Origin of the sequence: Micromonospora sp. WMMD964, assembly GCF_029581455.1 — a bacterium.
Classification (GTDB): domain Bacteria; phylum Actinomycetota; class Actinomycetes; order Mycobacteriales; family Micromonosporaceae; genus Micromonospora.
Window position 1 is genome coordinate 1,127,863 of sequence record NZ_CP120860.1, and the last position, 24,681, is coordinate 1,152,543.

The following is a 24,681-nucleotide window of genomic DNA, read 5'->3' on the forward strand; positions in this document are numbered from 1 at the left end:
GTGCGGGTTCGACCGGGTCGAGGGTCAAGCCGCCGGGCGAAAGGGGGACGCGCGTGTCGGTGATCATCGGTACGGTGGGCGCCGGCATGTCGGGACCGGGGAGAAACGCGTGGACCACACCTTCCAGGTCGACCTCCGTGGCGTGGTCGACCTGCTCAGCCACCACCTCTACGGCAGTCCGCGGGTCTACGTGCGGGAGCTGCTGCAGAACGCGGTGGACGCGATCACCGCGCGGCGCTCGACCGAGCCGGACGCGCCCGCCCTGGTCCGCATCGAGACTCCGGAGACCACCGGCGACGGCACGCTGCGGGTGCACGACACCGGCATCGGTCTGACCGAGGCGCAGGTGCACGAGTTGCTGGCCACCATCGGCCGCAGCTCCAAGAGGGACGAACTCGGCTTCTCCCGGCACGAGTTCCTCGGCCAGTTCGGCATCGGCCTGCTCTCCTGCTTCCTGGTCGCCGACGAGATCCAGGTGTCGACCCGCAACGGCGACCACCCCACCGTGCACTGGACCGGGTACGCCGACGGCCGGTACGCGGTGAGCCTCGCACCGCCGGACGCCGCCCGCGCCGAACCGGGCACCACCGTCACGCTGGTGCCCCGCCGCGACGCCGACCAGTGGTTCACCACCCCGACCGTCACCGACCTGGCCCGCCTCTTCGGTGCGCTGCTGCCGGTCACCGTCCGGGTCGGCGACGTGGTCACCACCACCGGTGAGCCGCCCTGGCCGACCACCCCCGGCGCGCCGGTCGACCGGGCGGCACTCGTCGCGTACGCCCGGGAGACGCTCGGCGTCGACCCGTTCGACGTGCTGCCCCTGACCGTGCCGGAGGCCGGGCTGACCGGTGTCGCCGTCATCCTGCCCGCACCGGTGAACCCGGCCGCCCGTGCCGGGCACCGGGTCTACCTCAAGCGCATGCTGCTCACCGAGCACGCCGACGGGCTGCTGCCGGACTGGGCGTTCTTCGCGCACTGCGTGGTGGACGCCACCGAGCTGCGCCCCACCGCCAGCCGGGAGGCCCTCTACGAGGACACCCTGCTGACCGCGACCCGGGAGGCGCTCGGCGACCAGGTACGCGGCTGGCTGGTCCGGCTGGCCCGGCACGACCCGCACCGGCTGGCCGAGTTCCTCCAGGTGCACCACCTGGGTGTGAAGGCGCTGGCGCTGCACGACGACGAGATGCTCCGACTGGTCGACAGGTGGTGGCCGATGGACACCAACGTCGGCACGCTCACCCTCGCCGAGTTCCGGGAGCGCCACGGCGTGCTCCGCTACGCGGCGAGCCTGGACGAGTTCCGTCAGCTCGCCGCGGTGGCCGCCGCACAGGACCTGGCGGTCGTCAACGGCGGCTACACGTACGACACCGAGCTGATCGAGCGACTGCCGGCGGTGGACCGCTCGGTGCTCATCGAACGGCTGGAGCCGAGCGACCTGACCACCCGCTTCGACGCGCTCGACCCGCAGGTGGAGTTGGCGCTGCGGCCGTTCCTCACCGCCGCGCAGCGGGCCGTCGAACGGTCCGGCTGCGAGGTGGTGATCCGGGCGTACGACCCGGTGTCGCTGCCCGCGCTCTACCTGGTCAGCAGGTCGGCGGCGTTCAACGACCAGTTGGCGGCCAGCCGGGACCGGGCCGACGAACTGTGGGGCGGGGTCCTCGATGCGCTCGCCGCCACCGCGCCGCCGGACCGTCCGCAGTTGGTGCTCAACCACCGCAACCCGTTGGTCCGCCGGGTCACCGCGCTGGCCGACCCGGACCTGGTGGGGCTCGCCGTCGAGGCGCTGTACGGCCAGGCGCTGCTGCTCGGCCACCATCCGATCCGCGCCGCCGACGCGGCGCTGCTCAACGATTCCTTCCTCGGCCTGCTCGGCCGGGCCGTGCCAGGACAGGAGCGAGCATGAGCGACGAGGACCTGTGGCGGGCGCTGCGCGGCATCTCCGACATGCCGTACGGGGCGGGGCAGATCGCCGCGCTCGAGCAGTTGCTGCGCCGGGTGGACGCCGCCGACGACCGGCACCTTGCCTTCGTCACCCGGATGCAGGCCACCACCGGCTACATCTACGGCGGTGAGCCGGCGAAGTCCTTCGTGACCTTCTCTCGGTGTCTGTCCGAGTTCGACAGTGACCCGCAGCCCTACCACCAGCGTCACGCGCACAACCTGCTCTGGCACTTCAAGTACATGATCACCGGTCTGTTGAACTTCCCCGAGGTGCCCCTCGACCGCACGTACGCGGTGTTGGACGACATGGAACGCCGCTACCGGGCCGGTGGGCACAGCCTGCAGACCGTCCACAAGCACCGGTTCCGGGTCGCCGACCACGTGGGCGACACCGAGAAGGCCGCGCACTGGTACCGGCTCTGGCAGACCACCCCGCGCGACGACCTCTCCGACTGCGCCGGTTGCGACCCCACCAGCCAGGTGGTCTACCTCGCCGACAACGGGCGGGACGCGGAGGCCGTCGCGCTGGCCGAACCGGTGCTCGCCGGTCGGCTCACCTGCACCGAGCAGCCGCAGGCCATCCTCACCGCGCTGCTCCCGCCGTACCTGCGCACCGGGCGGGACGAGTCGGCGCGGGACGCGCACCGGGAGGCGTACCGCCGGTTGCGTGGCAACCTCGCCAATCTGTGGGAGATCGGCGACCACGTCGAGTTCTGCACGCTGACGGGTAACGAGGCGCGGGCGGTGGAGCTGGTCGAACGGCACCTGGACTGGCTGGACCGGGCACCGTCACCGGCCGCCGCGATGCACTTCGCCGCCACGGCCGCCGCCGCGTTGCGCCAGGCCGGTCAGGGCGGCGCGGCTACCGTCTACCGCCGCGCCGCCGAGGGCCGACCGGGCGGCGAGGTGTCGGCGTCGGTGCTCGCCGACGAGCTGACGCGGACCGCTACCGAGTTGGCCGAGCGCTTCGACGCCCGCAACGGCAGCACCCACCAGTCGGAGTGGATCGCCCGTCGGCTGGCGGTGCGGCCGAGCGCAGAACACCTGCCGTTGTCAGCGAGTGTCCGCCGACGCCCGCCCCGCCCGAGCGCGGGTGAGTCGACCACTCCGGTCGGCGAGGGTTCTCCGGCCGGCGACGCGACGCGCGCCGGTGTCGTCGAGACACCCGCACCGACGGTGCCCGCCGACGCCGGGCCGGACGAGCTGCTGGACCTCGCCGAGCAGAGTTGGGGTCGGCACGACCAGATCACGTTCCGGGCGGCGCTGGCCGCGTACGACGAGCGGTTCGGCTCGGTCGACCTGCCTGCGCGTACCGCCGCCCAGCGGATGGCGTTGCGGGCCGCCCAGCACGGCGACGACAACGACCTGCCCGGCGCGATCGAGTCGAACCGATCGGCTCTGGACCTGTACCTGACGGCGGGCGACGAGTTGTCCGCCCAGGTCGTCGCCGGGCGGCTCGGCGTGCTGCTGGCCCGGTCCGACGACGCCGACGAGGGGGTGGCGTTGGTCCGGAAGGCCGCGGAGGTGCTGGACCGCGACGGCGACGCCCGGCAGCGGGCCGCCGCCCACCACCGGGTGGCGTTGGCGCTGCTCCACCAGGAGCGCTGGGCCGAGGCGCTCACGGCGCTGGACCGGGTGCCCGCCGACGCGGGTGGCGACCCGTACCTGGCGGCCCGGGTCGCGCTGCACCGAGCGCACGTGTTGGAGCAGTCGGAACGCTTCGAGGAGGCGCGAGCCGCCGCCGCCGAATCGCGTCGGCTCGGTCGGGAGGTGGGCGTCGGCGAGCTGGTCACGGCGGCCTCCCTGGCGTACGCCCGGACGGTGGACGACCCGGCCGAGGCGGTGGCCGCCTGCGACGAGGCGCTGGCGTCGGCACCGGCGGACGCGGAGTTGGCGGTTCGCGTCGCCCGTGCCCGCGCGTTGCTCGCCGCCGGTCGCGCCGACGACGCGGTGGACGACTTCGTCGAGGCGGTGACGCTCTGCGTGGAGCGGGGTGCCGAGGGGGACGCGTTCCTGCGGTGGGAGTTGGCGAACGCGTACCGGGTGGTGGGTCGGCTGGGCGAGGCGGCCGAGGTGGCCGAGGAGGCCGTCCTCGGTCTCGACCGGCTCGGTGCCCAGGCCGAGGCGGACCGGTGCCGGCACCTGCTGGCCGGCGTGTACGCCCGGCTGGGCGAGATCGACCCGGCGCTGAGCCTGTTGGAGCAGTTGGCCCACAACCTTGATGGTCCGGACAACCTCCCGTACCGGGGGCAGGTGCTGGAGGAGGCCGGGGGCATCCTCTACGACGCGGACCGGGACGCGGCGGGCGCGGAGCGGTTCGCCGCAGCCGCCGAGGCGTACCGGCTCGGTGACCTGCCGCTGGATGAGTTGCGGGCCCGCCGACGGGAGGCGTACGCCTGGTTCTGGGCGGACGACCGGCCCGCGGCCACTCGTGCCGTCGAGCAGGCGGACGCGCTGGCGGTGACGCTGACCGGGCAGCCGGAGCCACCGGTCACGTACGAGTTGGCGATGGTCGCCGAGGTCGGGGCGCGGGTGCTGACCACCGAGAACCGGCCGGACGAGGCGCTGGCCCGGCTGGACGGGGTGCCCGACCGACTACGGTCGATCGAGGCTTTCGGTGAGGCCGCCCAGGTGGAGATCCTCGCCGGTGAGCTGCTGCTCCGGCTGGACCGGCCGGCGGAGGCGGAGCCGCTCCTGCGACGGGTTCTCGGTGGGCTGCCGGCCGACTCGCGGCCGGTCCGCCAGACGGCCTGGCTGCTGGCCCGTGCCCTGGATCTGCTGGACCGGCCCGCCGAGGCCGCCGCGCTGCGAACGGAACACGACCTCGACCCGGACGACGACTGAGTGCGCCGACCCGCGCCGAGGTGTGCTCAACGGCTCGCCAACCGGCGGCCCACCGTGTTCAGGTAGCGGTCTACGCTTGCCCGGTGACGGTGGAGCAGCAGGCACGGGGTGCGGCGGGCGCGGGCCGGCGCAGGTCCCGCAAGGACGAGATCCTGGAGATCGCGGTCGGTCTGTTCGCCGCGCGCGGCTACCACGGTGTGTCGATGGACGACATCGGCGCGGCGGCGGGGGTCACCGGTCCGGCGCTCTACCACCACTTCGCCGGCAAGGAGGCCATGCTGGCCGCCGCGCTGATCCCGGTCAGTGAGGGCCTGCTGGCGGGCGGGCGGGAACGCGCCGCCGGGCACCCGGACGACCCGCGCGGCGTGTTGGAGTCGCTGATCGATTTCCACGTCGAGTTCGCGCTGGCCAACCCGGCGGTGATCGCGTTGCACCTGCACGAGTTGGATCGCCTGCCGGACGAGCCGCGGCGACGGATCCGTCGTCTGCAACGGCTCTACGTCGAGGAGTGGGTGACAGTGCTCACCGCCCTGCACCCGGGCATGCCGGACGGCGAGGCGCGGGTGCTCGCGCATGCCGCCTTCGGGTTGATGAACTCGACTCCGTTCCTCGGCGGTGAGGTGGACCGGCGTCGCCGGGCCGAGCTGCTGCGCGGCGCGACACTCGCCGCGTTGCTCGCCTGAACCCGGCTCGGCAAAGGTTCGTCGGTCATGATTCCCTAACCACCGTCCCACCATCCGGACGCCGGGAGGAAACATGATCGAGTCACTGCTGGTAGCCAATCGGGGTGAGATCGCCCGCCGGATCATCCGGACCGCCAAGCGGCTCGGCATCCGCACGATCGCGGTTCACTCGGAGGCCGACGCCGACCTGCCGTTCGTGTCCGAGGCGGACGAGGCGGTTCTCGTCGGCCCGCCGAACCCGGCGCTGAGCTACCGCAACACCGAGGCGATCCTCGCCGCCGCGAAGGCGACGGGTGCGCAGGCCATCCACCCCGGCTACGGCTTCCTGTCGGAGAACGCCGAGTTCGCCCGTACCGTCGAGGCCAGTGGCCTGATCTGGGTCGGCCCCGACGCGGACGCGATCACCGCGATGGGCGACAAGATCAATGCCCGGAACCTGATGGCCGCAGCCGGTGTTCCGGTCGCGCCGGGCACCACCGACCCGGCCGCCGACCTGGACGCGGCGGTGACGGCCGCCGCCGAGATCGGCTACCCGGTCATGGTCAAGGCCGCGGCCGGCGGCGGCGGCATGGGCATGGGCGTCGCCGTCGACGAGGCAGCGCTGCGCACCGAGTACGACAAGGTGCGCGCGTTCGCCGAGCGGATGTTCGGTGACGGGTCGGTGTTGATCGAGCGGTACTTCCCCCGGGTGCGCCACGTCGAGGTGCAGATCCTCGGCCTGGCCGACGGTCGGGTGGTGGCGCTCGGTGAGCGGGAGTGCTCGGTGCAGCGACGTAACCAGAAGCTGGTCGAGGAGTCCCCGTCCCCGGCGGTCTCGCCGGAGCTGCGGGTTCGCCTGCTGGCGGCGGCGGTACGGGCCGGTGAGGCGGTCGGCTACCGCAACGCGGGCACGGTTGAGTGCCTGTTGGTCCCGCGTCAGCGGGACTCCGAGGGCGACGTCCCCGGCTCCGAAGAGTTCTTCTTCCTCGAGATGAACACGCGGTTGCAGGTGGAGCACCCGGTGACCGAGTACGTCTACGGGATCGACCTGGTCGAGGAGCAGTTGCGGGTGGCGTCCGGGCTGGCGCCGACGTTCGATCCGGACGCCCTGACGCCGGCCGGGCACGCGATCGAGATGCGGATCAACGCGGAGGACCCGAAGCGCTTCCTTCCCGGGCCCGGAGTGGTGACGACCTGGGTGGAGCCCAGCGGCGTGGGTGTCCGGGTGGACTCCGGCTACACCGAGGGCAACACCGTCACCCCGTTCTACGACAGCCTGATGGCGAAGCTGATCATCAGCGGCGCGACCCGTGACGAGGTGCTCGGACGCGCCAAGGAGGCGGTCGCCGGGTTCCAGGTCGTCGGCCCGAAGAACAACCTGCCCTTCTTCGCCGAGTTGCTGGACAACGAGGAGTTCCGCTCCGGCGCCTACGACACGGGCATCGTCTCCCGCATGCGCTGAACCGTCAGGCCGCCGGGCGGCCCGTCGCCGTCGCCCGTCGCCCGGCGGTGCGGCCCGTCGGCCGGGCGAGACTGGTTGGTGGGCCCTTTGCTCTGCTTACCTATATGCGACAGCGGCGTCCCGATGACGGACAGTAGCCGTCGCACATAGGGCAGCAGAGCAAAGCGGCCGACATGCTGTCCCGATCCGACGTCACAGCGAGGTGACCGATGAGCCAGTTGCCAGATTCCGTCTCGATCCGTGAGGTCGGGCCACGGGACGGGTTGCAGAACGAGGACCCGATCCCGACCGACGCCAAGGTGCGGCTGCTCGACGCACTCTCCGGCACCGGCGTACGCCGGATCGAGGCGGTGTCGTTCGTGCATCCGAAGGCGATCCCGCAGATGGCCGACGCCGACGAGGTGTGGCAGCGGGCGGTGAAGGCCGAGGGGGTGCGGTACTCGGCGCTGGTGCCGAACACCCGGGGGGCCCAGCGGGCTCTCGCCGCCGGGTTCAGCGAGATCGAGGTGGTGGTCTCCGCCAGCGACACGCACAACCGCCGCAACGTCAACCGGTCGACCGACGAGTCGCTGGACGACATCGCCGAGCTGATCGACCTGCTGCACGGAGCGTCCGCCCGGGTGGAGGTGATCGTGGCGACCAGCTTCGGCTGCCCGTACGAGGGTGACGTCGACCCGGCGCGGGTGGCCGGCATCGTCGACCGGGTGGTCCGTGACGGCGCGGATCGGGTCGCGTTCGGCGACACCACCGGCATGGGCACGCCACGCCGGGTCCGTGAGCTGCTGACCGCGGTACGCGACCGGAACGCGAACGTGCCGGTGCTCCTGCACTTCCACAACACCCGGGGGACGGCCCTGGCCAATCTGTTGACCGCGTTGGAGCTGGGGGTGACCGAGTTCGACGCCAGCGTCGGTGGCCTGGGCGGCTGCCCGTACGCGCCGGGGGCCAGCGGCAACCTGGCGACCGAGGAGGCCGTGCACATGCTGCACGACATGGGCATCGACACCGGCATCGACCTGGCGGCCCTCGTCGAGGTGGCGGAGTTGGCCGAGGAGTTGCTCGGCAAGAAGCTGCCGTCGGGTGTGCTGCGGGCCGGTCCGCGGACCCGACTGACGCCGATGCCGAGCTGAGTGCTCCGAATACGCGGGGAGGGGCCGGCAACGCGGGGAGGGGCCGGCGCGAGGCCGACCCCTCCGACGTACCCGGTCGATCAGCTCACGGAGGTGAGCATGCTCGGCCAGCTGTCGCGGAAGATGTCCGCCTCGGCACGGTCCGCGCTGCGCTCGGTGGCGATGCGGGTGCCGGCGAAGAGGTTGCTCACCCGGGTCGCCTCGGCGCTGCTCGGGTAGGGGTTGGTGCAGCTGGTGCCGGCGCTGCCACCGGACATCAGCAGCGCGCAGTTGCCGTTGTAGTTGTCCGGCAGGCCGAGGATGTGCCCGATCTCGTGGGTCATGATCCGGAGCGGGCTGTACTGCGCGGCCTGCTGGGTGTCGATGTAGACCCGGCCGTTGCCGAGGCTGGTCCGGACGGCGTACGAGCCGCCGCCGGTGATCTGGTAGATCCGCAGGTTGGAGCCGCAGTTCGCGGAGAGCGTCAGGTTGACCGTGGCGTTGTTCCAGATCGAGGCGGCCTGGTTGGCGGTGCCGGCGTAGCTGCCTGCCTGGCTGGTGTTGTAGCAGATGGTCATGGCCGCGGACGCGGGCGCGGGGTTGGCGACCGTGACGCCGAGGGTGGCGAGTGTCGTCGCGAGCACCGCGACGGCGAGCCGATTGAGTCGTGAGGTCATCGCTGACTCCAATCCGGGAGGAGGGGTGTCAGGAGCCTAGCGACATGTATTCATGTTTTTCAATGTCTTCTTCCCCCGAGGTTTCCCGGTGGGTCGCCGAGGATGGTGCCGATGCGCTAGCCTAACGATCGTTCAGGTCGTTAGGCGAGGGAGTCGGCGTGACGCTCGACGGTGAGGCACTGGAGCAGCTGCGCAAGCGGGCCCGGTCCGGCGGCGCGGACAAGTACCACGCGGCCAACGCGGCCAAGGGCAAGCTCTTCGCCCGTGAGCGCGTCGCGCTCCTGGTCGACGAGGGTTCGTTCGTCGAGGACGGCCTCTACGCCAACTCGATGGCCGAGGGGTTGCCCGCCGACGGCGTGGTCACCGGCACCGCCACCATCGACGGCCGGCAGGTCTGTCTGATGGCCAACGACTCCACGGTCAAGGCCGGCAGTTGGGGCGCCCGCACCGTCGAGAAGATCATCCGGATCATCGAGCGGGCCTACGGCGCCGGTGTGCCGATGGTCTACCTGGTCGACTCGGCCGGGGCGCGGATCACCGACCAGGTCGACCTCTTCCCCGGCCGTCGTGGCGCCGGCAAGATCTTCTGGAACCAGGTGCGCGCCTCGGGTTCGATCCCGCAGGTCTGCGCGCTGTTCGGGCCGAGCGCCGCCGGTGGGGCGTATATTCCGGCGTTCTGCGACGTGGTGGCCCTGGTCGACGGCAACGCGAGCATGTATCTCGGCTCCGACCGCATGGTCGAGATGGTCACCGGCGAGAAGACCACCCTGGAGGCGATGGGTGGGGCCAAGGTGCACACCGCCGAGTCGGGTGTCGGGCACTTCCTCTGCAAGACCGAGGCCGACGCGCTCGACGTGGTGAAGACCTACCTGTCGTACCTCCCGGCGAACTGGACCCAGGCGCCGCCGGCCGCGCCGGCCGTCGCCGCGCCCGCGAAGGCCGACCTGGCCGCGCTGGTGCCGGCCAGCGAGCGGCAGGCGTTCGACATGCGGCGGTACGCCAAGGGCCTCCTCGACGAGGGGTCCTTCTTCGAGATCCAGGCCCTCTGGGCCAAGGAGTTGACCATCGGCTTCGGCCGCCTCGACGGGCAGGTCGTCGGTGTGGTCGGCAACAACTCGATGTTCAAGGGCGGCGTGCTCTTCGTCGACTCGGCCGACAAGGCCACCCGGTTCGTGCAGCTCTGCGACGCGTTCAACGTGCCGCTGCTGTTCCTCAGCGACGTACCCGGCTTCATGGTCGGCAGCGCCGTGGAGAAGCAGGGCATCATCCGGCACGGCGCGAAGATGATCACCGCGATCTCCGAGGCGACGGTCCCGAAGATCTGCGTGGTGGTCCGCAAGGCGTACGGCGCCGGTCTCTACGCGATGGCCGGCCCCGGGTTCGAGCCGGACGCCACGATCGCCCTGCCGACCGCGAAGATCGCGGTGATGGGGGCCGAGGCCGCCGTGAACGCCGTCTACGCCAACAAGATCGCCGCCATCGAGGACGAGGCCGAGCGGGCTGCCTTCGTGGCCGCCAAGCGGGCCGAGTACGAGCAGGACATCGACGTGGTCCGGCTCGCCAGTGAGTTGGTGGTGGACGCCATCGTCGAGCCCCACGACCTGCGTACCGAGCTGGTCCGCCGGTTCGCGGCGGCCCGTACCAAGGACCGGCACTTCTCCCGACGCCGGCACGGCGTGACCCCGGTCTGATCCTCGGCCCGGCCCGCACAGCGACCCGCCCCGGCGTCACGAGCGTCCGGCGGACCGTCCTTACAGGAGGATGAGATGGACTTCCGGCTCACCGACGAACAAGCGGCGCTGCGGGAGAGCGTGCGGGACTTCGCCCGCGAGGTGGTCGCCCCGGTCATCGCCGAGCACTACGAGCAGCACACCTTCCCGTACGAGGTGGTCCGGCAGATGGGCAAGATGGGCCTGTTCGGCCTGCCCTTCGCCGAGGAGCACGGCGGCATGGGCGGCGACTACTTCGCGCTCTGCCTGGCCCTGGAGGAGTTGGCGCGGGTCGACTCCAGCGTGGCCATCACGTTGGAGGCGGCGGTCTCGTTGGGCGCGATGCCGATCTACCGCTTCGGCACCGAGGAGCAGAAGGCGACCTGGCTGCCCAAGCTGCTCAGCGGCGAGGCGCTGGCCGGTTTCGGTCTGACCGAACCGGGCACCGGCTCCGACGCCGCCGGCACCCAGACGCGTGCGGTGCTGGACGGCGACGAGTGGGTGATCAACGGGTCGAAGGCGTTCATCACCAACTCGGGCACCGACATCACGGCCATGGTGACCGTCACGGCGGTGACCGGTACGAACCCGGACGGCTCCAAGGAGTTGTCGACGATCATCGTGCCGACCGGCACGCCCGGGTTCACCGTCGCGCCGGGCTACTCCAAGGTGGGATGGACCGCCTCGGACACCCACGAGCTGACCTTCGACGACTGCCGCGTACCGGCGGCCAACCTGCTCGGCGAGCGCGGTCGGGGCTTCGCCCAGTTCCTGCGCATCCTCGACGAGGGCCGGATCGCCATCGCCGCGCTGGCCGTCGGCCTCGCCCAGGGCTGTGTCGACGAGTCGATCAAGTACGCGAAGGAGCGGCACGCCTTCGGCCAGCCGATCGGCGCCAACCAGGCGATCCAGTTCAAGATCGCGGACATGGAGCTGAAGGCGCACACCGCCCGGTTGGCCTACTACGACGCCGCCGCCCGGATGCTGGCCGGCGAGCCGTTCAAGCGGCAGGCCGCCATCGCCAAGCTGCACGCCAGCACGATCGCCGTGGACAACGCCCGGGAGGCGACCCAGATCCACGGCGGGTACGGCTTCATGAACGAGTACCCGGTGGCCCGGTTCTGGCGGGACTCCAAGATCCTGGAGATCGGCGAGGGCACCAGCGAGGTGCAGCGCATGATCATCGCCCGGGACCTGGGTCTCTGAGACGTTCCACCGTACGGACGGCCCGGACGGGCTGTCCGTACGGCTGTCGGATTTCGGCGGGTGGGCGTCAATAGCCCGACGTTCGACTGCCGACCGTCAGAGTCCATCCGTACTCTTCGACCCCATGACTCCGGATCATGATGGGTCGCGGAGCCCGGTCGGCCGTACCGCCCTGCCGGAGCTGCTCCGCGAGCATCGACGCGCCGCCGGCCTGACCCAGGCCGAGCTGGCGTCCCGGGCCGGGGTGGGTGTGCGCACGGTGCGTGATCTGGAGCGGGGGCGGGCGGTCCGACCGCAGCGCACCACTGTGGATCTACTCGCCGCGGCGTTGGCCTTGACCGGCGTCGAACGGGCGGCCTTCCTGGCCGCGGCTCGCGGATCCGGCGCTGAGTCACCCCGGACGGACACCACAGCGACGGCGCTCGCGGTCAGCGGCAGAACCACCACCTCCTCCGGTCGGCCGGTCGCCCTGCCGCCGCCGGTCGCGTTGACCGGTCGGGACCGCGACCTCACCGAGCTGACCGCGATGCTGACCGCCGAGCACGGACCGCGACTGGTGAGCCTGGTCGGGCTGGCCGGAGTCGGGAAGACCGCCCTGGCGACGTCGGTGGCGCACGCGGTGGCCCCGGCTCACCCGGCCGGAGTCACCGGGGTGCTGATCGGTGAGGGCTCCGACGGGCCGGACGTACTCGCCGCCTCGGTGTCCGTGCTCGGCGCGGCCCGACCCGCGGAACTCGTGGCCCAGCTCGCCGGACGGCCCGCCCTCCTGGTGATGGACGCGGTGGAACGCGCCCCGGGTCCGGTCGCCGCGACCCTGCACCGGCTGATCGCGGCCCTGCCCTCGCTGCGGGTGCTGGTCACCGGACGGCATCCGGTCGGCCTGCCCGGCGAGCGGGTCTGGCCGGTCGCGCCGCTCGACGTGCCACCACCGGACGTCGTACACAGCGACCTGGCCACTCTCGAATCCTGGCCTGCGGTGGCGCTCTTCACCGCCCGGCTCGCGCAGGTCCGCCGCGAGACACCCACCCCCGAGGAACTGCCCGCGCTCGCCGCGCTGGTTCGCCGCCTGGGCGGGCTGCCGCTCGCCATCGAGCTGATGGCCGCCCGGGGCCGGCTCCTCGACCTCACGGAGTTGCTGGACCGGTACGGCGACCGGGTGCTCGACCTCGCCGCTCCCGCCGATGCCACCGTCCATCCCGGTTGGGAAGCCCCAGAGGTGTTCACCGGACGGTCGAGCACCCCTCCCGCGGTGGCCACCGTCACCCTGCGCGAGGCGGTGGCGACCAGCTACCGACTGCTGGCACCGGACGAGCGGTCGGCGCTGCGCCAGCTCGCCGTGTTCGGCAACCGCTGGTCGGTGGAGTTGGCCGAGGAGATGCTCACCGACGAGGCCGACCGGGACGGCACGGTGGCGATCGATCCCGTTCCGCTGCTGGACCGGTTCGTCGAGTTGGGGCTGCTGAGCGTACGCGGCACCGGATCGTTCCGGTTCCGGCTGCTGGACGCGGTCCGTGAGTACGCCGTCGAGCAGGCGGCGGGTGAGGGCGAGTTGACCGGCATCCGGCGGCGGCACGCGGAGGTGATCGCACGGTTGGTGGCGCGGACGGCTGTCGACCTGGTCGGTCCCCGGTCGGCCGACGCGGTGCACCGGTTGGACGAGATGACCAGTGACATCAGCTCGTCGCTGGCCCACGCGGCCACCGACGACCCGTTGACCGCGCTGCGGCTGGCGGCCTGCCTGACCCGATGGTGGCGGTTCCGGGGGCGTGACGTCGTCGGGCGGCAGTGGTTGCGTCGGTTGCTGGCGGACCCGCGTACCGCCGACGCCGATCCGATCCTGCGGGGCTGGGCCGCCCTCGGGGTGGCCCGGCTCGCGGCCGAACACGGCGCGGGCGCCGAGGAGCTGCCGACCGCACGGGCGGCGTTGGAGACCTTCCGGCAGGCCGGCGATGTCACAGGTGAGCTGGAGGCGCGCACCGTGCTCGGCACGCTGCTGACGGCCGTCGGCCGACAGGACGAGGCTCGCGAGCAGGCCGAGGCGGCGCTGCGGCTGGCCGCCCGGGACGGACGGACCCGGGATCTGGCGGTGGCGCAGAACAGCCTCGCCTGGCACGAGGTCCGGACCGGTGACCTTGCTGCGGCCCGACGCCGACTCGCTGCGGCGGACCGACTCGCGGCGGAGAGCGGGGAGCAGCGGCTGCGGGTGCTCGCCTGGGCCGGTCGAGCCGAGGTCGCCCGCCTGGAGGGTTGGTACGCGGACGCCGTCGACCGTGGTCGGCTGGCGATGGCGGCGTTGTCCGAGTTGGGCGACCCGGGACGCCGTCGCCGAACACTCGGGACGATCGGGTTGGCGCTGGCCCAGGACGGGCGTGCCGCTGAGGCGACCGAGGTGCTCGCCGAGCTGCGCGCCGGGATGGCCGAGGCCGCGGCGGCCGGATCGGCGCGAGCGCCATCCCGGCGGGCCGTGCCGCGGCAGCGCTCCGGTGACTCGGCGTTGGCCTGGGAGGGGCCGGACGTCGGTCTCTGTGCGCTGATCGAGGGCAATCTCGCGCTGCACCGTGGTGACCGGGAGTTGGCTGCCGAATGGTTCGCCGCCGCTGCCGAAGCGGGCCAGGATGGCCGGGACGTGGTGGAGGCGCTGGTGGGCCTGGCGGCGAGCACCGCTGACCCGGCGGTGCTCGATCGGCTCGACCGGGTCTGCCGGGAGAGTGGTATCGCGCTGCTGCCCCACGAGTCGGGACTGCTCTACGCGCTGGCGGCGGATCGGGACGGGCCGGCCGCCGTCTAGCGAGCAGATGTCGCGGTGCGGCGGAGGATGACCGGGTCGGGAGAGCGGCGCGGGCGATGAGCCCCCTTTGGTGCTACCCCTCGCTGATCGCCCGCGCCTTCACCCCCCGGTTGATCCCCGGTGTGGGAAGCCTGCCACCGCTACGACGGCGGAAAGTCGACTTGGCCCCGAATCATCCAGCTTGCTGGGGTCAATTCTGCCGGTCTTTCTGCCGGTGCGCGTATCCCCGTCGCTCGGGGTGCTCACGGCTGGGTGGCCGCCGTCTCCTCCGCGAAGGCGGTGTCGTCGCTGCCGGCGGTAGCGCACGGGTGCGCGGCGTCGCGGACCCGTCGCAGCCCGTCGAGGAGGGCTGCCAACGCCTCGGGATCGAGTTGGCCGGTGAACCACTGCTCGATCATCTGCAGGTGACCGGGCAGCGTCTCGTTGAGACGCTGCATCCCCGCGGCGGTGACCACCGCGTACGAGCTGCGCCGGTCGTTCGGGCAGGCGCGACGGGTGAGGAGGCCGTCACGTTCCATCCGGTCCACCACGCGGGTCACTCCGCTGGTCGACAGCGAGGTCTGCGCGGCGAGGTCGGTCATGCGTAGTTGGTTGCCCGGCGAGCGGGCCAGTCGGGTGATGACCTCGAACTCGACCGCGGAGAGGCCGTGCTCCTCCAGTTGGGCGTTGAACCGGGCGGACAGCCCGGCATGTGCCTCGAAGAGCAGGCCGACGGCGGTGATCCGGGGATCGTCGAAGACGTTGGTCACGGGTTCATCCTAGCAGTACTTGACAGGGGGAATGTTGTTGCAGTTATAGTTGCTTAGGCAGTCGTTGGGCTACTAAACAATCTCCTGGAGGACAGCAGCATGACCAGCAGCATCGATGCGGTTACCCGCGACTGGGACGGCCTTACCATCCCGACGGCCGGCACCTACGCGCTCGACGTGGCGCACAAGCGGGTCGGCTTCGTTGCCCGGCACATGATGGTGAGCAAGGTCCGCGGTGAGTTCAACGAGGCGACCGCCACCATCACCGTGGCGGAGGACCCGCTGCAGTCGTCGGTCGTCGCGACCATTCAGGCCGCCAGCATCGACACCACCCAGGCCGACCGCGACGCGCACCTGCGCAGCCCCGAGTTCCTGGACTCCGACAAGTTCCCGACGCTCGAGTTCCGCAGCACCGGGGTCAAGTCCCGCAACGGCAACGAGTTCGTGCTCGCCGGTGAGCTGACCATCAAGGACGTCACCCGCCCGGTCGAGCTGGAGGTGGAGTTCGAGGGCGTCGGCCGCAGCCCGTTCGGCCAGGACATCTTCGGCTTCTCCGCGAGCACCGAGATCGACCGCGAGGAGTTCGGCCTGACCTGGAACGTCGCCCTGGAGACCGGTGGCGTGCTGGTCAGCCGCAAGATCAAGATCGAGATCGAGGGTGAGGCCGTCCGTCAGGCCTGATCCTCCCGGATCATCGGTACGCAGGGCCCGCGCCGCACGACGGCGCGGGCCCTGCGCCGTCTGCCGCTCGGGCGACCTCGTGGTAATTGTCACGACTTGTTCGCACCGACATCCGGTCGCGTCTGCCCGCCACGGGGTACAGATGGCGCCACGAGCCGCCCGGGTCGATGTCGGATCACCGCCGTCGGCCTCTGGCCCCGGTCAGGTGGGCGCTCTTACCGTGGGTGGTTCACAGTGCGCTTCCGGGACGGCAGCGCCGGCTGTCGGGAGGACACATGGGCAGGGACGTCTCGCAGGGTGCCTTCACCCGGGACGATCGCGTCCGCTACCGGCAGAAGGTCCGGCGGTGCCTGGACATCTTCGCCCTCATGCTCGACGACTTCGGGTTCGACGCCGACCGACCGATGACCGGCCTGGAGATCGAACTCAACCTGGTCGACTCGGCGGCCGAGCCGGCGATGCGCAACGAGGAGATCCTCGCCGACATCGCCGACCCGCTCTTCCAGACGGAGCTGGGTCAGTTCAACCTCGAACTCAACGCCGAGCCCCGGCTGATCGAGGGCACCGGCTTCGCCGACTACGAGCGTGACCTGCGCGGCAGCCTCTCCCGGGCCGACGAGCGCGCAGCCCGGTCCGACGCGAAGATCGTCCTGGTCGGCATCCTGCCCACCCTCACCGAGGGGCACCTGGTGGAGGACAACCTCTCCACCAACGAGCGCTACCGGGTACTCAACGACCAGATCGTCGGCGCCCGTGGCGAGGACATCGAGTTGGACATCCGTGGTGTCGAGCAGTTGCGGACGCACACCGACTCGATCGCCCCCGAGGCCGCCTGCACCAGCCTCCAGTTCCACCTCCAGGTCGCGCCCGACAGCTTCGCCGACTACTGGAACGCCTCCCAGGCCATCGCCGGTGTGCAGGTGGCGGTCGGCGCGAACAGCCCCTTCCTGTACGGCCGCCAACTGTGGGCGGAGACCCGGATCGCCCTGTTCCAGCAGGCCACCGACACTCGTCCCGACGAGCTGAAGGCCCAGGGCGTACGCCCGCGGGTGTGGTTCGGGGAGCGGTGGATCACCTCGATCTTCGACCTCTTCGAGGAGAACGTCAGGTACTTTCCGCCGCTGCTGCCGATCTGTGAGGACGAGGATCCGGTGGAGGTGTTGCACGCCGGGGGCGTACCGCAGCTCGGGGAGCTCAGGCTGCACAACGGCACCGTCTACCGGTGGAACCGGCCGGTCTACGACATCATGGACGGCCGCCCGCACCTACGGGTGGAGAACCGGGTGCTGCCGGCCGGCCCGACGGTGGTGGACATGCTCGCCAACGCGGCCTTCTACTTCGGGTTGGCGCGCGGGCTGGCCGAGGCGGACCGTCCGATCTGGAGCCAACTGACCTTCAGCTCCGCCGAGGAGAACTTCCACGCCGCCGCCCGACGTGGCCTCGACGCCGTGCTGCACTGGCCCGGGCTCGGCGATGTGCCGGTCACCAAGCTGGTGCTGGAACAGTTGCTGCCCACCGCGGCGGCCGGCCTCGACGGGTTCGGTGTCGCCGCGGCCCAACGGGACCGACTGCTCGGCATCATCGAGCAGCGTTGCCGGACCGGCCGCAACGGCGCCGTCTGGCAGACCGAGGCGGTCTGGGCGGCGGAGCGGCAGCACGGCATGGACCGGAAGGCCGCGCTGCACCACATGGTCCAGCGCTACGCGGAGCTCCAGCGCTCCAACGAACCAGTCCACACCTGGCCGGTCGACTGACCCCTCCAACCCAGAGAGGGTGGACCTTCAGTCGGTGGTGGGGCGGGGGGTGGCGCGGCGGGTGGCGCGGGTGGGGCGGCGGGTGGCCGGTGTCGGGTCCTCGTCGGCCGGCCCGGTGAGGTCCGGGTCCGTCCGGGGCGCGGGCACTCTGGGCAGCGCGTCCTCTTCGGGTGTGGAACCTGCCCCGGGCGTCCCGGTCGTCTCGGCAGTGGCGGCCCTGCGACGGCGGCCCGTGGTGCCGTTCGACCGACCGGAGACCGGCGGCTCCGGGTCCGTTTCCGCTGCCGTCGGAGGGGTCGGGGCCGGCCCGCCGACGGTGACCGGGGTCGGCTCGGTCGCAACGGTCGAGGTCGAGTCGGCTGCCGTCGCCGACGAGGTCGGGCCTCGGTGCGCCGCCCGGTTCCGATCGGCCCGTTCGGCGAGAACGGCGGCCAGCACCGAGCCGCCGACACCGGCGATCACCGCGTACGGGGCGACGAGTTGGGTGGACAGCTGCGCGGGGCCCAACGTCGACCAGTGCGGCAGCGTGGTCAGGTAGGCGAGCGCGACAAGCACCGGTCCGGCAGCGCCGGAGGCCGCAGCGCCGACCCGGTGTCCGGCCGAACGTGCTGCCCGCCGGGCGGCCGACACGCCGATCAGCAGCGCGGGTACGAGTGCCAGCAGCGCGCCGGGCCAGTAGAGCTGACCACCGATCCAGTACCGGGAGTGGTCCGGGTCGAGCTGCCAGGTGCCCAGTTGCGCCCCGGTCAGCCCTCGCCCGACGCGTACCCCGTCGATCACCGAGACCACCGCGAGCAGCCAGAGCCAGGCGGCCGTCGCGGTCACGTTGACCGCGGCCGCCCGTGAGCGCAGCGCCCAGATCGCGATGACCACGCCCAGCAGGATGCCCAGCGTCGCCTGGACGGCGGCGGTCCGTTGCGGAGCGCCGGTGTCCGCGCCGGTGGCGACCCTTGCGGGCACGGCGATCAGCAGGACCGTCACCAGGCCGCCGATTCCGGCACCGAGCGCGAGGGCCACCCGGCGCAGCAGACCGCCACGCTCGGCGGGCGGCTCCGCGCCGGTGGTGTCGAGTGCGGACTCAGGAGCGTCCGCCTGGGTGGCCGGCGTGGTCGCCGAGTCGGGAGAGTCCGCCTCTACCGGCCTCGGTGCGCCGCGTTGGTGTAGTCGCTGCGCGCACACCGCGCCGAGCACAGTCGAGCTGGCGGCGAGCCAGGTTGCCCAGGCGAGGCCGTCCGCCCAGGCTGTGTCGGTGGCACCGGCCTCGGTGGGCGTCCAGGCGATGACGCCGAGCCCGTAGCCGAAGCCCAGTTGGGCGGCGCCCGCGCCGGCAGCGACCCCGATCGCCGTGACGATCGATACTCCCCAGCCCTGTCTGGCCATGCCGGGCAGCGTAACGTCCCGTCGTCGGCGCGGCGAGTCGCAACGACCCGCCGGTGCGGGCGGTCGGCGCAACAGGTTGGGCGGCGGGCGGTACGGTCGCCGGTGATGAGGCGGTGGGCGGTATGACGGACACGAACATGGGCCGACAGGATGCCGTCGGTGGTCAGGGCGGTGCCGGTGCGGGCCGGGCCGGCGTGTTGCTGGGTGGCGGGTTGGCCGCTGTGCTGCTCGCCGCTGTCGGCGCGACAGGTGGTTGGCTGCTGGCCGGTGACGGCGGCACGTCCTCGGAGGATCCTCTCGCCGTCGCGAGCACGACCGGTTCGCCGACCGACCGGGCCGTCACGCCCCGGCCGAGCACTGGCCGGGCCACCCCGTCGGCCGTCCGGACCTCCGCCGGCGCGACCAAGGGGACCGGCCTGACCGTGCCTCCGGTGGTCGGCACGGACTTCGTCGAGGCCCGGGAGATGTTGCGCAAGCAGCGGCTGGGCTGGCGGTTGGTGTTCGGTGGCGGCAGCGGCCGTACTGTCGAGAACGCCTCACCCGCCGTCGGCACCGAGGTCACCCGGGGTACGACGGTGCAACTCCAGGTGGCCGGCCCGGCACCGGCCGCCGAGGTTCCGGACGTGGTCGGGGACAACTGCGACAGGGCCGCCAACGAGTTGATCGACGAGGGCCTCTACCCGCGGTACGTCAGCGGACGCAGTGGGGAGGTCACCCGGCAGGAGCCGGCCGAGGACGGCAGTGCCCGGTGGAACGACGAGGTCAGCATCTGGTGTGGCACGGACGGCCCCGAACAGCCGACCAGCAAACCCACCCCCTGAGCCCTTTCCCGCGCCGATGAGAGCCGCCTCCGGCGCGGCTCGGCACGCTGATCCCCGCCGATGGCGCCATGGGCGACTAGGTTGACGGTCGAGGGCCATGACGCCCGTCCGGGTTCGGGAAGGGACGTGCGATGAGCAACGACCGCCAGGAGCCTCCCGCCGACGAGAACGACGACGACCGGACCCGACCCCTGCCACCGGCCGCGGAACGGCCGGAGTCACCACCACCGGCCCGGCCCTCCGCCGGTGCGGACGAGACGGCACCGATCGACCGCCGTCCTCCTCCGTCGCCTGACGAGACGACACCGATCGACCGGACCGTCCCGGCGCGTCCCGGTCAGTCGCCGGACGAGACCATGCCGATCGACCGGTCCGGCGGCGAGCCGGCCGATCGGACGGCGCAGATACCGCCGTCGTGGTCCGGGCGGGCCGAGGTCCGGCCATCCCGACCGGCCGATCCCGCCGGTGAGTGGTACGTCGAGGAACAGGGCGGTCGGCGCTGGTGGCTGCCGATCCTCTGGGGCGTGCTCGCGCTGCTGCTCGCCGCCCTGCTCGGTGGAGCGCTCTGGTTGGTGCTCGCCGACCAGGACGACGACCGCGACGACCCGGGGCCGACCCCCTCGCTCCCCCCGGTCAGCGCGACGAGCGCCGCACCGACCAGTGAATCCCCGACCTCGGCCGCACCGACCAGCGAGTCGCCGAGCAGTTCGCCGACCACCACGCCACCGGACGAGGTGCCGGTGCCACCGCTCGCCGGCCTGCCGCAGGCGACCGCCGAAGGGCTGCTGGACCGGCTGGGCCTCGCCTACCGCGTCGTGTACCGCCCGTCGGAACTGCCGCCCGGCACCGTGGTGGGCACCGAACCGGAGGCGGGCACGCCGGTGCCGACCGACGACGAGGTGTTGCTGGTCGTGTCCCAGGCTCGACCCTCCACCGGGGCGAGCCCGACCACGCCGACCCCCACGGTGACGAGCACGCGGTGACCGGCGGTCACCACATCCGTCGGCGGGTACCGACCATGCCGAGGCCGGCCAGCGAGATGGTGAGACCGAAGATCCCGGACCAGAACAGGGACCGGCGGACGTCGTCAGCGGTGTGTCCGGCCGGAGCTGCCTCGGTGAGCTCCTGACGGCCGTCGGACTGGCCGCCGGCGCCGTGGCCGGTCACCGGCCCAGGCGTCTCGAGGGTCCCGGCGTGGTTGCCCGGAGCGTCGGCGCCGATCCAGCCGGGTTCGTCGTACACCGACGGGTCGTCGCCGGACGGAGGGTCGGCGTCGATCACGGTGATCTCCGGTGCGGGCACCGGCGTGGTCAGCCGGGTGGACGACATCGCCGGGTCCCGGACGAGGACCAGCACCGTGGTCATCGCCCCGAGGAGGGCCAGTAGTCCGAATGCGTAGGCGATACGGGAGCGGTGGTGCCGCCGCAGGGCGGGCTGATTGACCATGACCATCCCAGGGTCAGGGTCCTGGACGTGCGGGTGGAACTGTGCCGGGGTGGGCGTGCCAATTCTATGGCGACGGCACGCCCACCGGTGGCGGATCGAGCGGGTCAGCCAACCCGGACCGGGGTACGGGAGACCGGTCGTCGGGCCCGCACGGTGTGCGGACGGGGCTCGGGGGCGGCCTGCAGTTGTTGCAGCCCTTCCCGCTGGACGAAGATCGATCGTCGGTTGACCGCGTCGCCCGCGGCGTTCAACTCGTAGCCGTCGAGCCAGAGCCAGCCGTCATAGGTGGGCCAGTCGAGCACCCGGATCACCCGGAACTTGATCGGCCTGAGGAACTGGACACTCGCCGCGCGAGTCACGTGCAGTACGTCACCGGTGCGGGGAAGCACATGGGCTCCTGGGGAGGGTTGGCCGGCGGGCTGCCGGCGGTGCCTGAACGGGGGACGTCTCGGCCGGCGACGGGGTCGTGCCTCGTGAACCGGTGGTGCGGATGGTGGTGGTCGGGCCGTACCCGCTGGTGACGTGCCGCCACCCGACCACCACCCGGCTGCTTCCGGGAACCGCGCCCGCCGCCGCAGCTTGCCGGCTTGCAGCGGCGGGGTCATCACCCCGGAGCAGGTCTCGGTGTCGTCGGCCGGACCCGCGTCGTGCCCGACTTCCCCGGATCGGTGGGGTCACCACTCCGAGGGAGCGAACGGAGACGCTGAGTGATCCGTGCCATACGGACAGAGTGCATCAGGGACGTGCTTCATGCAAGTTGCACGTCGACTTTTGCCGATACGTGAGCGTGTCGCGCGAACGGCCTATTGAAGCCATCCGCGTACGGACGGCACACTGGGACCGGTTTCGCCCGTCGCGGCCGGCCGAGGACCGGCACCACCCCCATCGTCGCGAACGCCCGCCGGTCGACGGTCGCGCCCCCGGCGGGTGTCGGCCAGTGGCGCGTTTACCGGAGGTAGCCCGAGTGGGGTCGAGCAGCCAGCGGCGGGGACCACTGACTCCCGGGTCGCGCCATGAGTGAGCGGCGCAGTCCGACCATCAGACGACGGCGGCTCGGTGCCGAGCTGCGCCGCCAGCGGGAGTCCGCCGGAATCACCATCGAGGTGGTCGCCGAGCAGTTGGAGTGTTCGGCGTCGAAGGTGTCCCGGATCGAGACCGGGCACACCACGGCCACCCCACGCGACGTGCGGGACATGCTGCGGATCTACGGCGTCGTCGGTGCCGAGAGCGACGAGCTCGTGCAGATCGCCCGGGAGGCCCGCCAGAAGGGCTGGTGGCATCCGTACAGCACGGTGCTCGTCGGCGCGTACGTCGGGCTGGAGGCGGCGGCGAGTTCGATCCGGGCGTACGAACAGCAGGTCGTGCCGGGCCTTCTGGAGACCGAGGAGTACGCCGGTGCCATGATCCGCGCCGCTCGGCCGGACTTCACCGCCGATCAGGTGCACCAAAGGGTGCGTGTCCGTCTGGGCCGTCAGTCGTTATTGACCCAGGACGATCCGGTCGATCTGTGGGTGGTGCTCGATGAGGCGGTGGTGAGTCGGCCGGTGGGCGGGGACGAGGTGATGCGCGGCCAACTCAAGCGGTTGGTCGAGGTGGCCGAGTTGCCGAACGTGACGCTGCAGATCCTGCCCTTCGAGGTGGGTGCGCACGCCGGCATGGACGGCACGTTCACGATCCTCAGCTTCCCTGAGCCCGGTGATCCGGATGTTGTGTACGCGGAGAACGCCACGGGTGGGCTCTTCCTCGAGAAGAGCGACGAACTGCAGAAGTACAGCTTCATCTTCGATCACATCCGCGCTGCGGCCATACGTCCGGAGGAGTCCGTCGCACACATCGCAAAACTGGCAGAGGAGCCGTTGTGGAAATGGCGACCAAGGGGTTCCCCGTGGACCTGACGCAGGCAGCATGGTTCAAGAGCTCGAAGAGCGGGCCGAACTGTGACAACTGCGTGGAGGTGGCGTACGTGACGGGGGCGGTCGGAGTGCGGGACTCGAAGGACAAGGCGGGCCCAGCCCTGGTCTTCGCACCGGGTGACTGGCACGCCTTCGTCGCCGGCACCCGAGGTGGTGCGTTCGGCGCGGTCTGAGTGAGTGGTCAACGAGTCCCCGTCCGGCACCGCCGGGCGGGGGCTCCCCCGTCTCGGGAGCCGGGTGACCGGCGGTGGTCGGTGAGGTTCCGTGGGCGATCCCGTCGCCACAACGCCCCCGTCTCGTTGAACCGGTCGGTACGGCGCTGGTCGACGACCCGCCGCACCGACCCGCAACCGAGCGAGTAGGCGAGACGGATGACGACGATCGGTTCAGACAATCTCACCAGCGGTCCGGCCAAGCCGGAGCGATTCGGTGGCAAGTACCGCGGGGCCCGTCGGGACACCGTACTGACCGAGGTGGTCTCGACCGACCAGGAGTTGAGCGGGCGGGAGGCGGCCTCCGAGTCGACGGACCCCCCGCTCTCGCTGCCCTCGTTGGACCCGAACCCGCTGATCGAGCCGTCGTTCCCGCCCACCGGGTGGCCGATGGAGCCCACCGGAGCCTTCGCGGATCATCCGTTGCTGCGCGGCCTGCTGATGGAGTTGCCGCCGAAGGGCAGCCTGCCCTCGCAGGACTGGCTGGACCGCTGGTTCGAGGCGACCAGGGCGATTCTGGAGTTGCTATACGTGCAGGGGGCCGGCCGCTCGCGCTGACCGGGCGGCGTCCGGCTGGGCCCGCTCGGCCAGGCGGCTGTGGCGCAGCGCGTGCCGGACCGCGATGGCGATCACCGCGAGCGCGCCCACTGTTATCGCGGGCCCGGTGACGCTGGGGTCGGCCCCGAGGTCGGTGCCGATCGCCGCGATCACCGGCGGCAGCGTGGCCAGGGCGGCCACCTGGAGAGGCAGCCCGACGAGCGGGTGGGCCGCGGCGGCACGCAGCCCGTGCGGCGCGGGCGTGGCGGGAGCGTTGGCGAAGGCGCCCGATCCGGCCCACAGCCGGCGGATCCGCCGTACCGAGCAGACCGACGCCACGAGCGCCGGACCGGCGGCCAGGGTGAGCCCGGCGGCGGCCCGGTCGACCGGGGCGGAGCCGGCGCTGAGCAGACCGCCGCCGAGCACGGCAGCGGTGAGCGCCAGCCCGGTGAGGGTCAGAACCAGCAACCATCCGGTACGTCGGCGGAGCGCACGGGTGTTGCGGAGACGAGGAAGGCCGTCGGCAACGACGCCGGCGGCCAACCAGACGGCGGCGACCGGGAACAGGATGGTGAGCTGACTCTCCATGTTCGAGAGTCTTTCCCGGATCGACGTCCGGCGAATCCGGGCCCGTCCCCTGTTCGCCCCGGACGTCGGGCCCGTAGGGGGTCATCACCCGAAGGTATGGCCGTTTCGACATGTCCAAGTGCCCGACGGCTGACCTACCCTCAGCTTGATCGGCGTACGTCGATTGATTTTGGGACCGGCGTCACGTTCCGTCGCCGGTCAG

Annotated in this window: 21 protein-coding genes; 15 read left to right on the forward strand and 6 right to left on the reverse strand. The window is 71.8% G+C overall.

Going from position 1 to position 24,681, the window contains the following annotated elements; translation table 11 throughout:
* Window positions 1-109 precede the first annotated feature (109 nt).
* From O7616_RS05335 to O7616_RS05355, 5 genes are all read left to right on the forward strand, one after another.
* Window positions 110-1,903 (forward strand): HSP90 family protein, encoded by a 1,794-nt coding sequence (locus O7616_RS05335; protein WP_282305844.1) that lies wholly within the window; start codon window positions 110-112, stop codon window positions 1,901-1,903.
* Window positions 1,900-4,785, forward strand: coding sequence for a hypothetical protein (locus O7616_RS05340; protein ID WP_282305845.1), 2,886 nt, complete (start codon window positions 1,900-1,902; stop codon window positions 4,783-4,785). The genes O7616_RS05335 and O7616_RS05340 overlap by 4 nt, the downstream gene beginning before the upstream one ends.
* Before the next feature lie 83 nt (window positions 4,786-4,868).
* Window positions 4,869-5,468 (forward strand): TetR/AcrR family transcriptional regulator, encoded by a 600-nt coding sequence (locus O7616_RS05345; protein WP_278149742.1) that lies wholly within the window; start codon window positions 4,869-4,871, stop codon window positions 5,466-5,468.
* A gap of 73 nt (window positions 5,469-5,541) precedes the next feature.
* Window positions 5,542-6,909 (forward strand): biotin carboxylase N-terminal domain-containing protein, encoded by a 1,368-nt coding sequence (locus O7616_RS05350; RefSeq protein ID WP_282305847.1) that lies wholly within the window; start codon window positions 5,542-5,544, stop codon window positions 6,907-6,909.
* Window positions 6,910-7,118: 209 nt separating this feature from the next.
* Window positions 7,119-8,039, forward strand: coding sequence for a hydroxymethylglutaryl-CoA lyase (locus tag O7616_RS05355; protein WP_282305849.1), 921 nt, complete (start codon window positions 7,119-7,121; stop codon window positions 8,037-8,039).
* A gap of 80 nt (window positions 8,040-8,119) precedes the next feature.
* Here the strand turns inward: O7616_RS05355 and O7616_RS05360 are convergent, their stop codons facing one another.
* A complete protein-coding gene (locus O7616_RS05360) occupies window positions 8,120-8,695 on the reverse strand; it encodes a snapalysin family zinc-dependent metalloprotease (protein WP_282305850.1) in 576 nt (191 codons plus the stop codon).
* Window positions 8,696-8,853: 158 nt separating this feature from the next.
* On the opposite strand from O7616_RS05360, the gene O7616_RS05365 reads away from it, so the two are divergent.
* From O7616_RS05365 to O7616_RS05375, 3 genes are all read left to right on the forward strand, one after another.
* A complete protein-coding gene (locus O7616_RS05365) occupies window positions 8,854-10,386 on the forward strand; it encodes an acyl-CoA carboxylase subunit beta (RefSeq protein WP_282305851.1) in 1,533 nt (510 codons plus the stop codon).
* Between the two features lie 75 nt (window positions 10,387-10,461).
* Window positions 10,462-11,610, forward strand: coding sequence for an acyl-CoA dehydrogenase family protein (locus tag O7616_RS05370; protein WP_282305852.1), 1,149 nt, complete (start codon window positions 10,462-10,464; stop codon window positions 11,608-11,610).
* A gap of 124 nt (window positions 11,611-11,734) precedes the next feature.
* Window positions 11,735-14,398, forward strand: a complete 2,664-nt coding sequence (locus tag O7616_RS05375) for a helix-turn-helix domain-containing protein (protein WP_282305853.1) — start codon at window positions 11,735-11,737, stop codon at window positions 14,396-14,398.
* Window positions 14,399-14,640: 242 nt separating this feature from the next.
* On the opposite strand, the gene O7616_RS05380 is transcribed toward O7616_RS05375, so the two are convergent.
* Window positions 14,641-15,147 carry a MarR family transcriptional regulator gene (locus O7616_RS05380; protein WP_282263474.1) on the reverse strand — a complete coding sequence of 169 codons (507 nt, stop codon included), beginning with the start codon at window positions 15,145-15,147 and terminating at the stop codon, window positions 14,641-14,643.
* 99 nt (window positions 15,148-15,246) lie between these two features.
* Between O7616_RS05380 and O7616_RS05385 the strand changes: the two genes are divergently transcribed.
* Entirely contained in the window at window positions 15,247-15,828 is a 582-nt protein-coding gene (locus tag O7616_RS05385) for a YceI family protein (protein ID WP_145778283.1), read from the forward strand.
* A 275-nt stretch (window positions 15,829-16,103) separates the two neighbouring features.
* Complete coding sequence (locus O7616_RS05390) at window positions 16,104-17,582, forward strand: glutamate--cysteine ligase (protein ID WP_282305854.1); 1,479 nt, start codon at window positions 16,104-16,106, stop codon at window positions 17,580-17,582.
* A gap of 27 nt (window positions 17,583-17,609) precedes the next feature.
* Here O7616_RS05390 and O7616_RS05395 read toward each other — a convergent pair whose 3' ends face one another.
* Window positions 17,610-18,962, reverse strand: a complete 1,353-nt coding sequence (locus tag O7616_RS05395; RefSeq protein ID WP_282305855.1) for a hypothetical protein — start codon at window positions 18,960-18,962, stop codon at window positions 17,610-17,612.
* Window positions 18,963-19,084: 122 nt separating this feature from the next.
* Between O7616_RS05395 and O7616_RS05400 the strand changes: the two genes are divergently transcribed.
* Window positions 19,085-19,783, forward strand: a complete 699-nt coding sequence (locus O7616_RS05400) for a PASTA domain-containing protein (protein ID WP_282305856.1) — start codon at window positions 19,085-19,087, stop codon at window positions 19,781-19,783.
* Between the two features lie 131 nt (window positions 19,784-19,914).
* The gene (locus O7616_RS05405; RefSeq protein WP_282305857.1) at window positions 19,915-20,766 is read left to right on the forward strand and encodes a PASTA domain-containing protein; all 852 of its coding nucleotides are present in this window, start codon (window positions 19,915-19,917) and stop codon (window positions 20,764-20,766) included.
* 7 nt (window positions 20,767-20,773) lie between these two features.
* Here O7616_RS05405 and O7616_RS05410 read toward each other — a convergent pair whose 3' ends face one another.
* Both O7616_RS05410 and O7616_RS05415 read right to left on the reverse strand, forming a co-directional pair.
* The gene (locus tag O7616_RS05410) at window positions 20,774-21,235 is read right to left on the reverse strand and encodes a hypothetical protein (RefSeq protein ID WP_282305858.1); all 462 of its coding nucleotides are present in this window, start codon (window positions 21,233-21,235) and stop codon (window positions 20,774-20,776) included.
* Window positions 21,236-21,333: 98 nt separating this feature from the next.
* Entirely contained in the window at window positions 21,334-21,618 is a 285-nt protein-coding gene (locus O7616_RS05415) for a hypothetical protein (protein WP_282263462.1), read from the reverse strand.
* Window positions 21,619-22,242: 624 nt separating this feature from the next.
* Between O7616_RS05415 and O7616_RS05420 the strand changes: the two genes are divergently transcribed.
* The 3 genes from O7616_RS05420 (at window position 22,243) to O7616_RS05430 (ending at window position 23,912) form a co-directional block, all read left to right on the forward strand.
* Window positions 22,243-23,124 (forward strand): helix-turn-helix transcriptional regulator, encoded by an 882-nt coding sequence (locus tag O7616_RS05420; RefSeq protein ID WP_030487606.1) that lies wholly within the window; start codon window positions 22,243-22,245, stop codon window positions 23,122-23,124.
* Window positions 23,094-23,315, forward strand: a complete 222-nt coding sequence (locus tag O7616_RS05425; protein ID WP_278136761.1) for a DUF397 domain-containing protein — start codon at window positions 23,094-23,096, stop codon at window positions 23,313-23,315. The genes O7616_RS05420 and O7616_RS05425 overlap by 31 nt, the downstream gene beginning before the upstream one ends.
* Before the next feature lie 198 nt (window positions 23,316-23,513).
* On the forward strand, window positions 23,514-23,912 hold the full coding sequence (locus tag O7616_RS05430) for a hypothetical protein (protein ID WP_282305860.1): 399 nt from the start codon (window positions 23,514-23,516) through the stop codon (window positions 23,910-23,912).
* Here the strand turns inward: O7616_RS05430 and O7616_RS05435 are convergent.
* Window positions 23,880-24,479 carry a hypothetical protein gene (locus O7616_RS05435; protein ID WP_282305862.1) on the reverse strand — a complete coding sequence of 200 codons (600 nt, stop codon included), beginning with the start codon at window positions 24,477-24,479 and terminating at the stop codon, window positions 23,880-23,882. The two genes, O7616_RS05430 and O7616_RS05435, sit on opposite strands and share 33 nt — an antisense overlap.
* Window positions 24,480-24,681: the final 202 nt, after the last annotated feature.

What these genes read in the sequence shown, in the direction of transcription:
- O7616_RS05340 (WP_282305845.1), top strand. Translation starts at nt 1,900, where the DNA reads ATGAGCGACGAGGACCTGTGGCGGGCGCTGCGCGGCATCTCCGACATG.
- O7616_RS05350 (WP_282305847.1), top strand. Translation starts at nt 5,542, where the DNA reads ATGATCGAGTCACTGCTGGTAGCCAATCGGGGTGAGATCGCCCGCCGG.
- O7616_RS05355 (WP_282305849.1), top strand. Translation starts at nt 7,119, where the DNA reads ATGAGCCAGTTGCCAGATTCCGTCTCGATCCGTGAGGTCGGGCCACGG.
- O7616_RS05360 (WP_282305850.1), bottom strand. Translation starts at nt 8,695, where the DNA reads ATGACCTCACGACTCAATCGGCTCGCCGTCGCGGTGCTCGCGACGACA.
- O7616_RS05370 (WP_282305852.1), top strand. Translation starts at nt 10,462, where the DNA reads ATGGACTTCCGGCTCACCGACGAACAAGCGGCGCTGCGGGAGAGCGTG.
- O7616_RS05375 (WP_282305853.1), top strand. Translation starts at nt 11,735, where the DNA reads ATGACTCCGGATCATGATGGGTCGCGGAGCCCGGTCGGCCGTACCGCC.
- O7616_RS05385 (WP_145778283.1), top strand. Translation starts at nt 15,247, where the DNA reads ATGACCAGCAGCATCGATGCGGTTACCCGCGACTGGGACGGCCTTACC.
- O7616_RS05390 (WP_282305854.1), top strand. Translation starts at nt 16,104, where the DNA reads ATGGGCAGGGACGTCTCGCAGGGTGCCTTCACCCGGGACGATCGCGTC.
- O7616_RS05395 (WP_282305855.1), bottom strand. Translation starts at nt 18,962, where the DNA reads ATGGCCAGACAGGGCTGGGGAGTATCGATCGTCACGGCGATCGGGGTC.
- O7616_RS05400 (WP_282305856.1), top strand. Translation starts at nt 19,085, where the DNA reads ATGACGGACACGAACATGGGCCGACAGGATGCCGTCGGTGGTCAGGGC.
- O7616_RS05405 (WP_282305857.1), top strand. Translation starts at nt 19,915, where the DNA reads ATGAGCAACGACCGCCAGGAGCCTCCCGCCGACGAGAACGACGACGAC.
- O7616_RS05410 (WP_282305858.1), bottom strand. Translation starts at nt 21,235, where the DNA reads ATGGTCATGGTCAATCAGCCCGCCCTGCGGCGGCACCACCGCTCCCGT.
- O7616_RS05420 (WP_030487606.1), top strand. Translation starts at nt 22,243, where the DNA reads ATGAGTGAGCGGCGCAGTCCGACCATCAGACGACGGCGGCTCGGTGCC.
- O7616_RS05425 (WP_278136761.1), top strand. Translation starts at nt 23,094, where the DNA reads ATGGCGACCAAGGGGTTCCCCGTGGACCTGACGCAGGCAGCATGGTTC.
- O7616_RS05430 (WP_282305860.1), top strand. Translation starts at nt 23,514, where the DNA reads ATGACGACGATCGGTTCAGACAATCTCACCAGCGGTCCGGCCAAGCCG.
- O7616_RS05435 (WP_282305862.1), bottom strand. Translation starts at nt 24,479, where the DNA reads ATGGAGAGTCAGCTCACCATCCTGTTCCCGGTCGCCGCCGTCTGGTTG.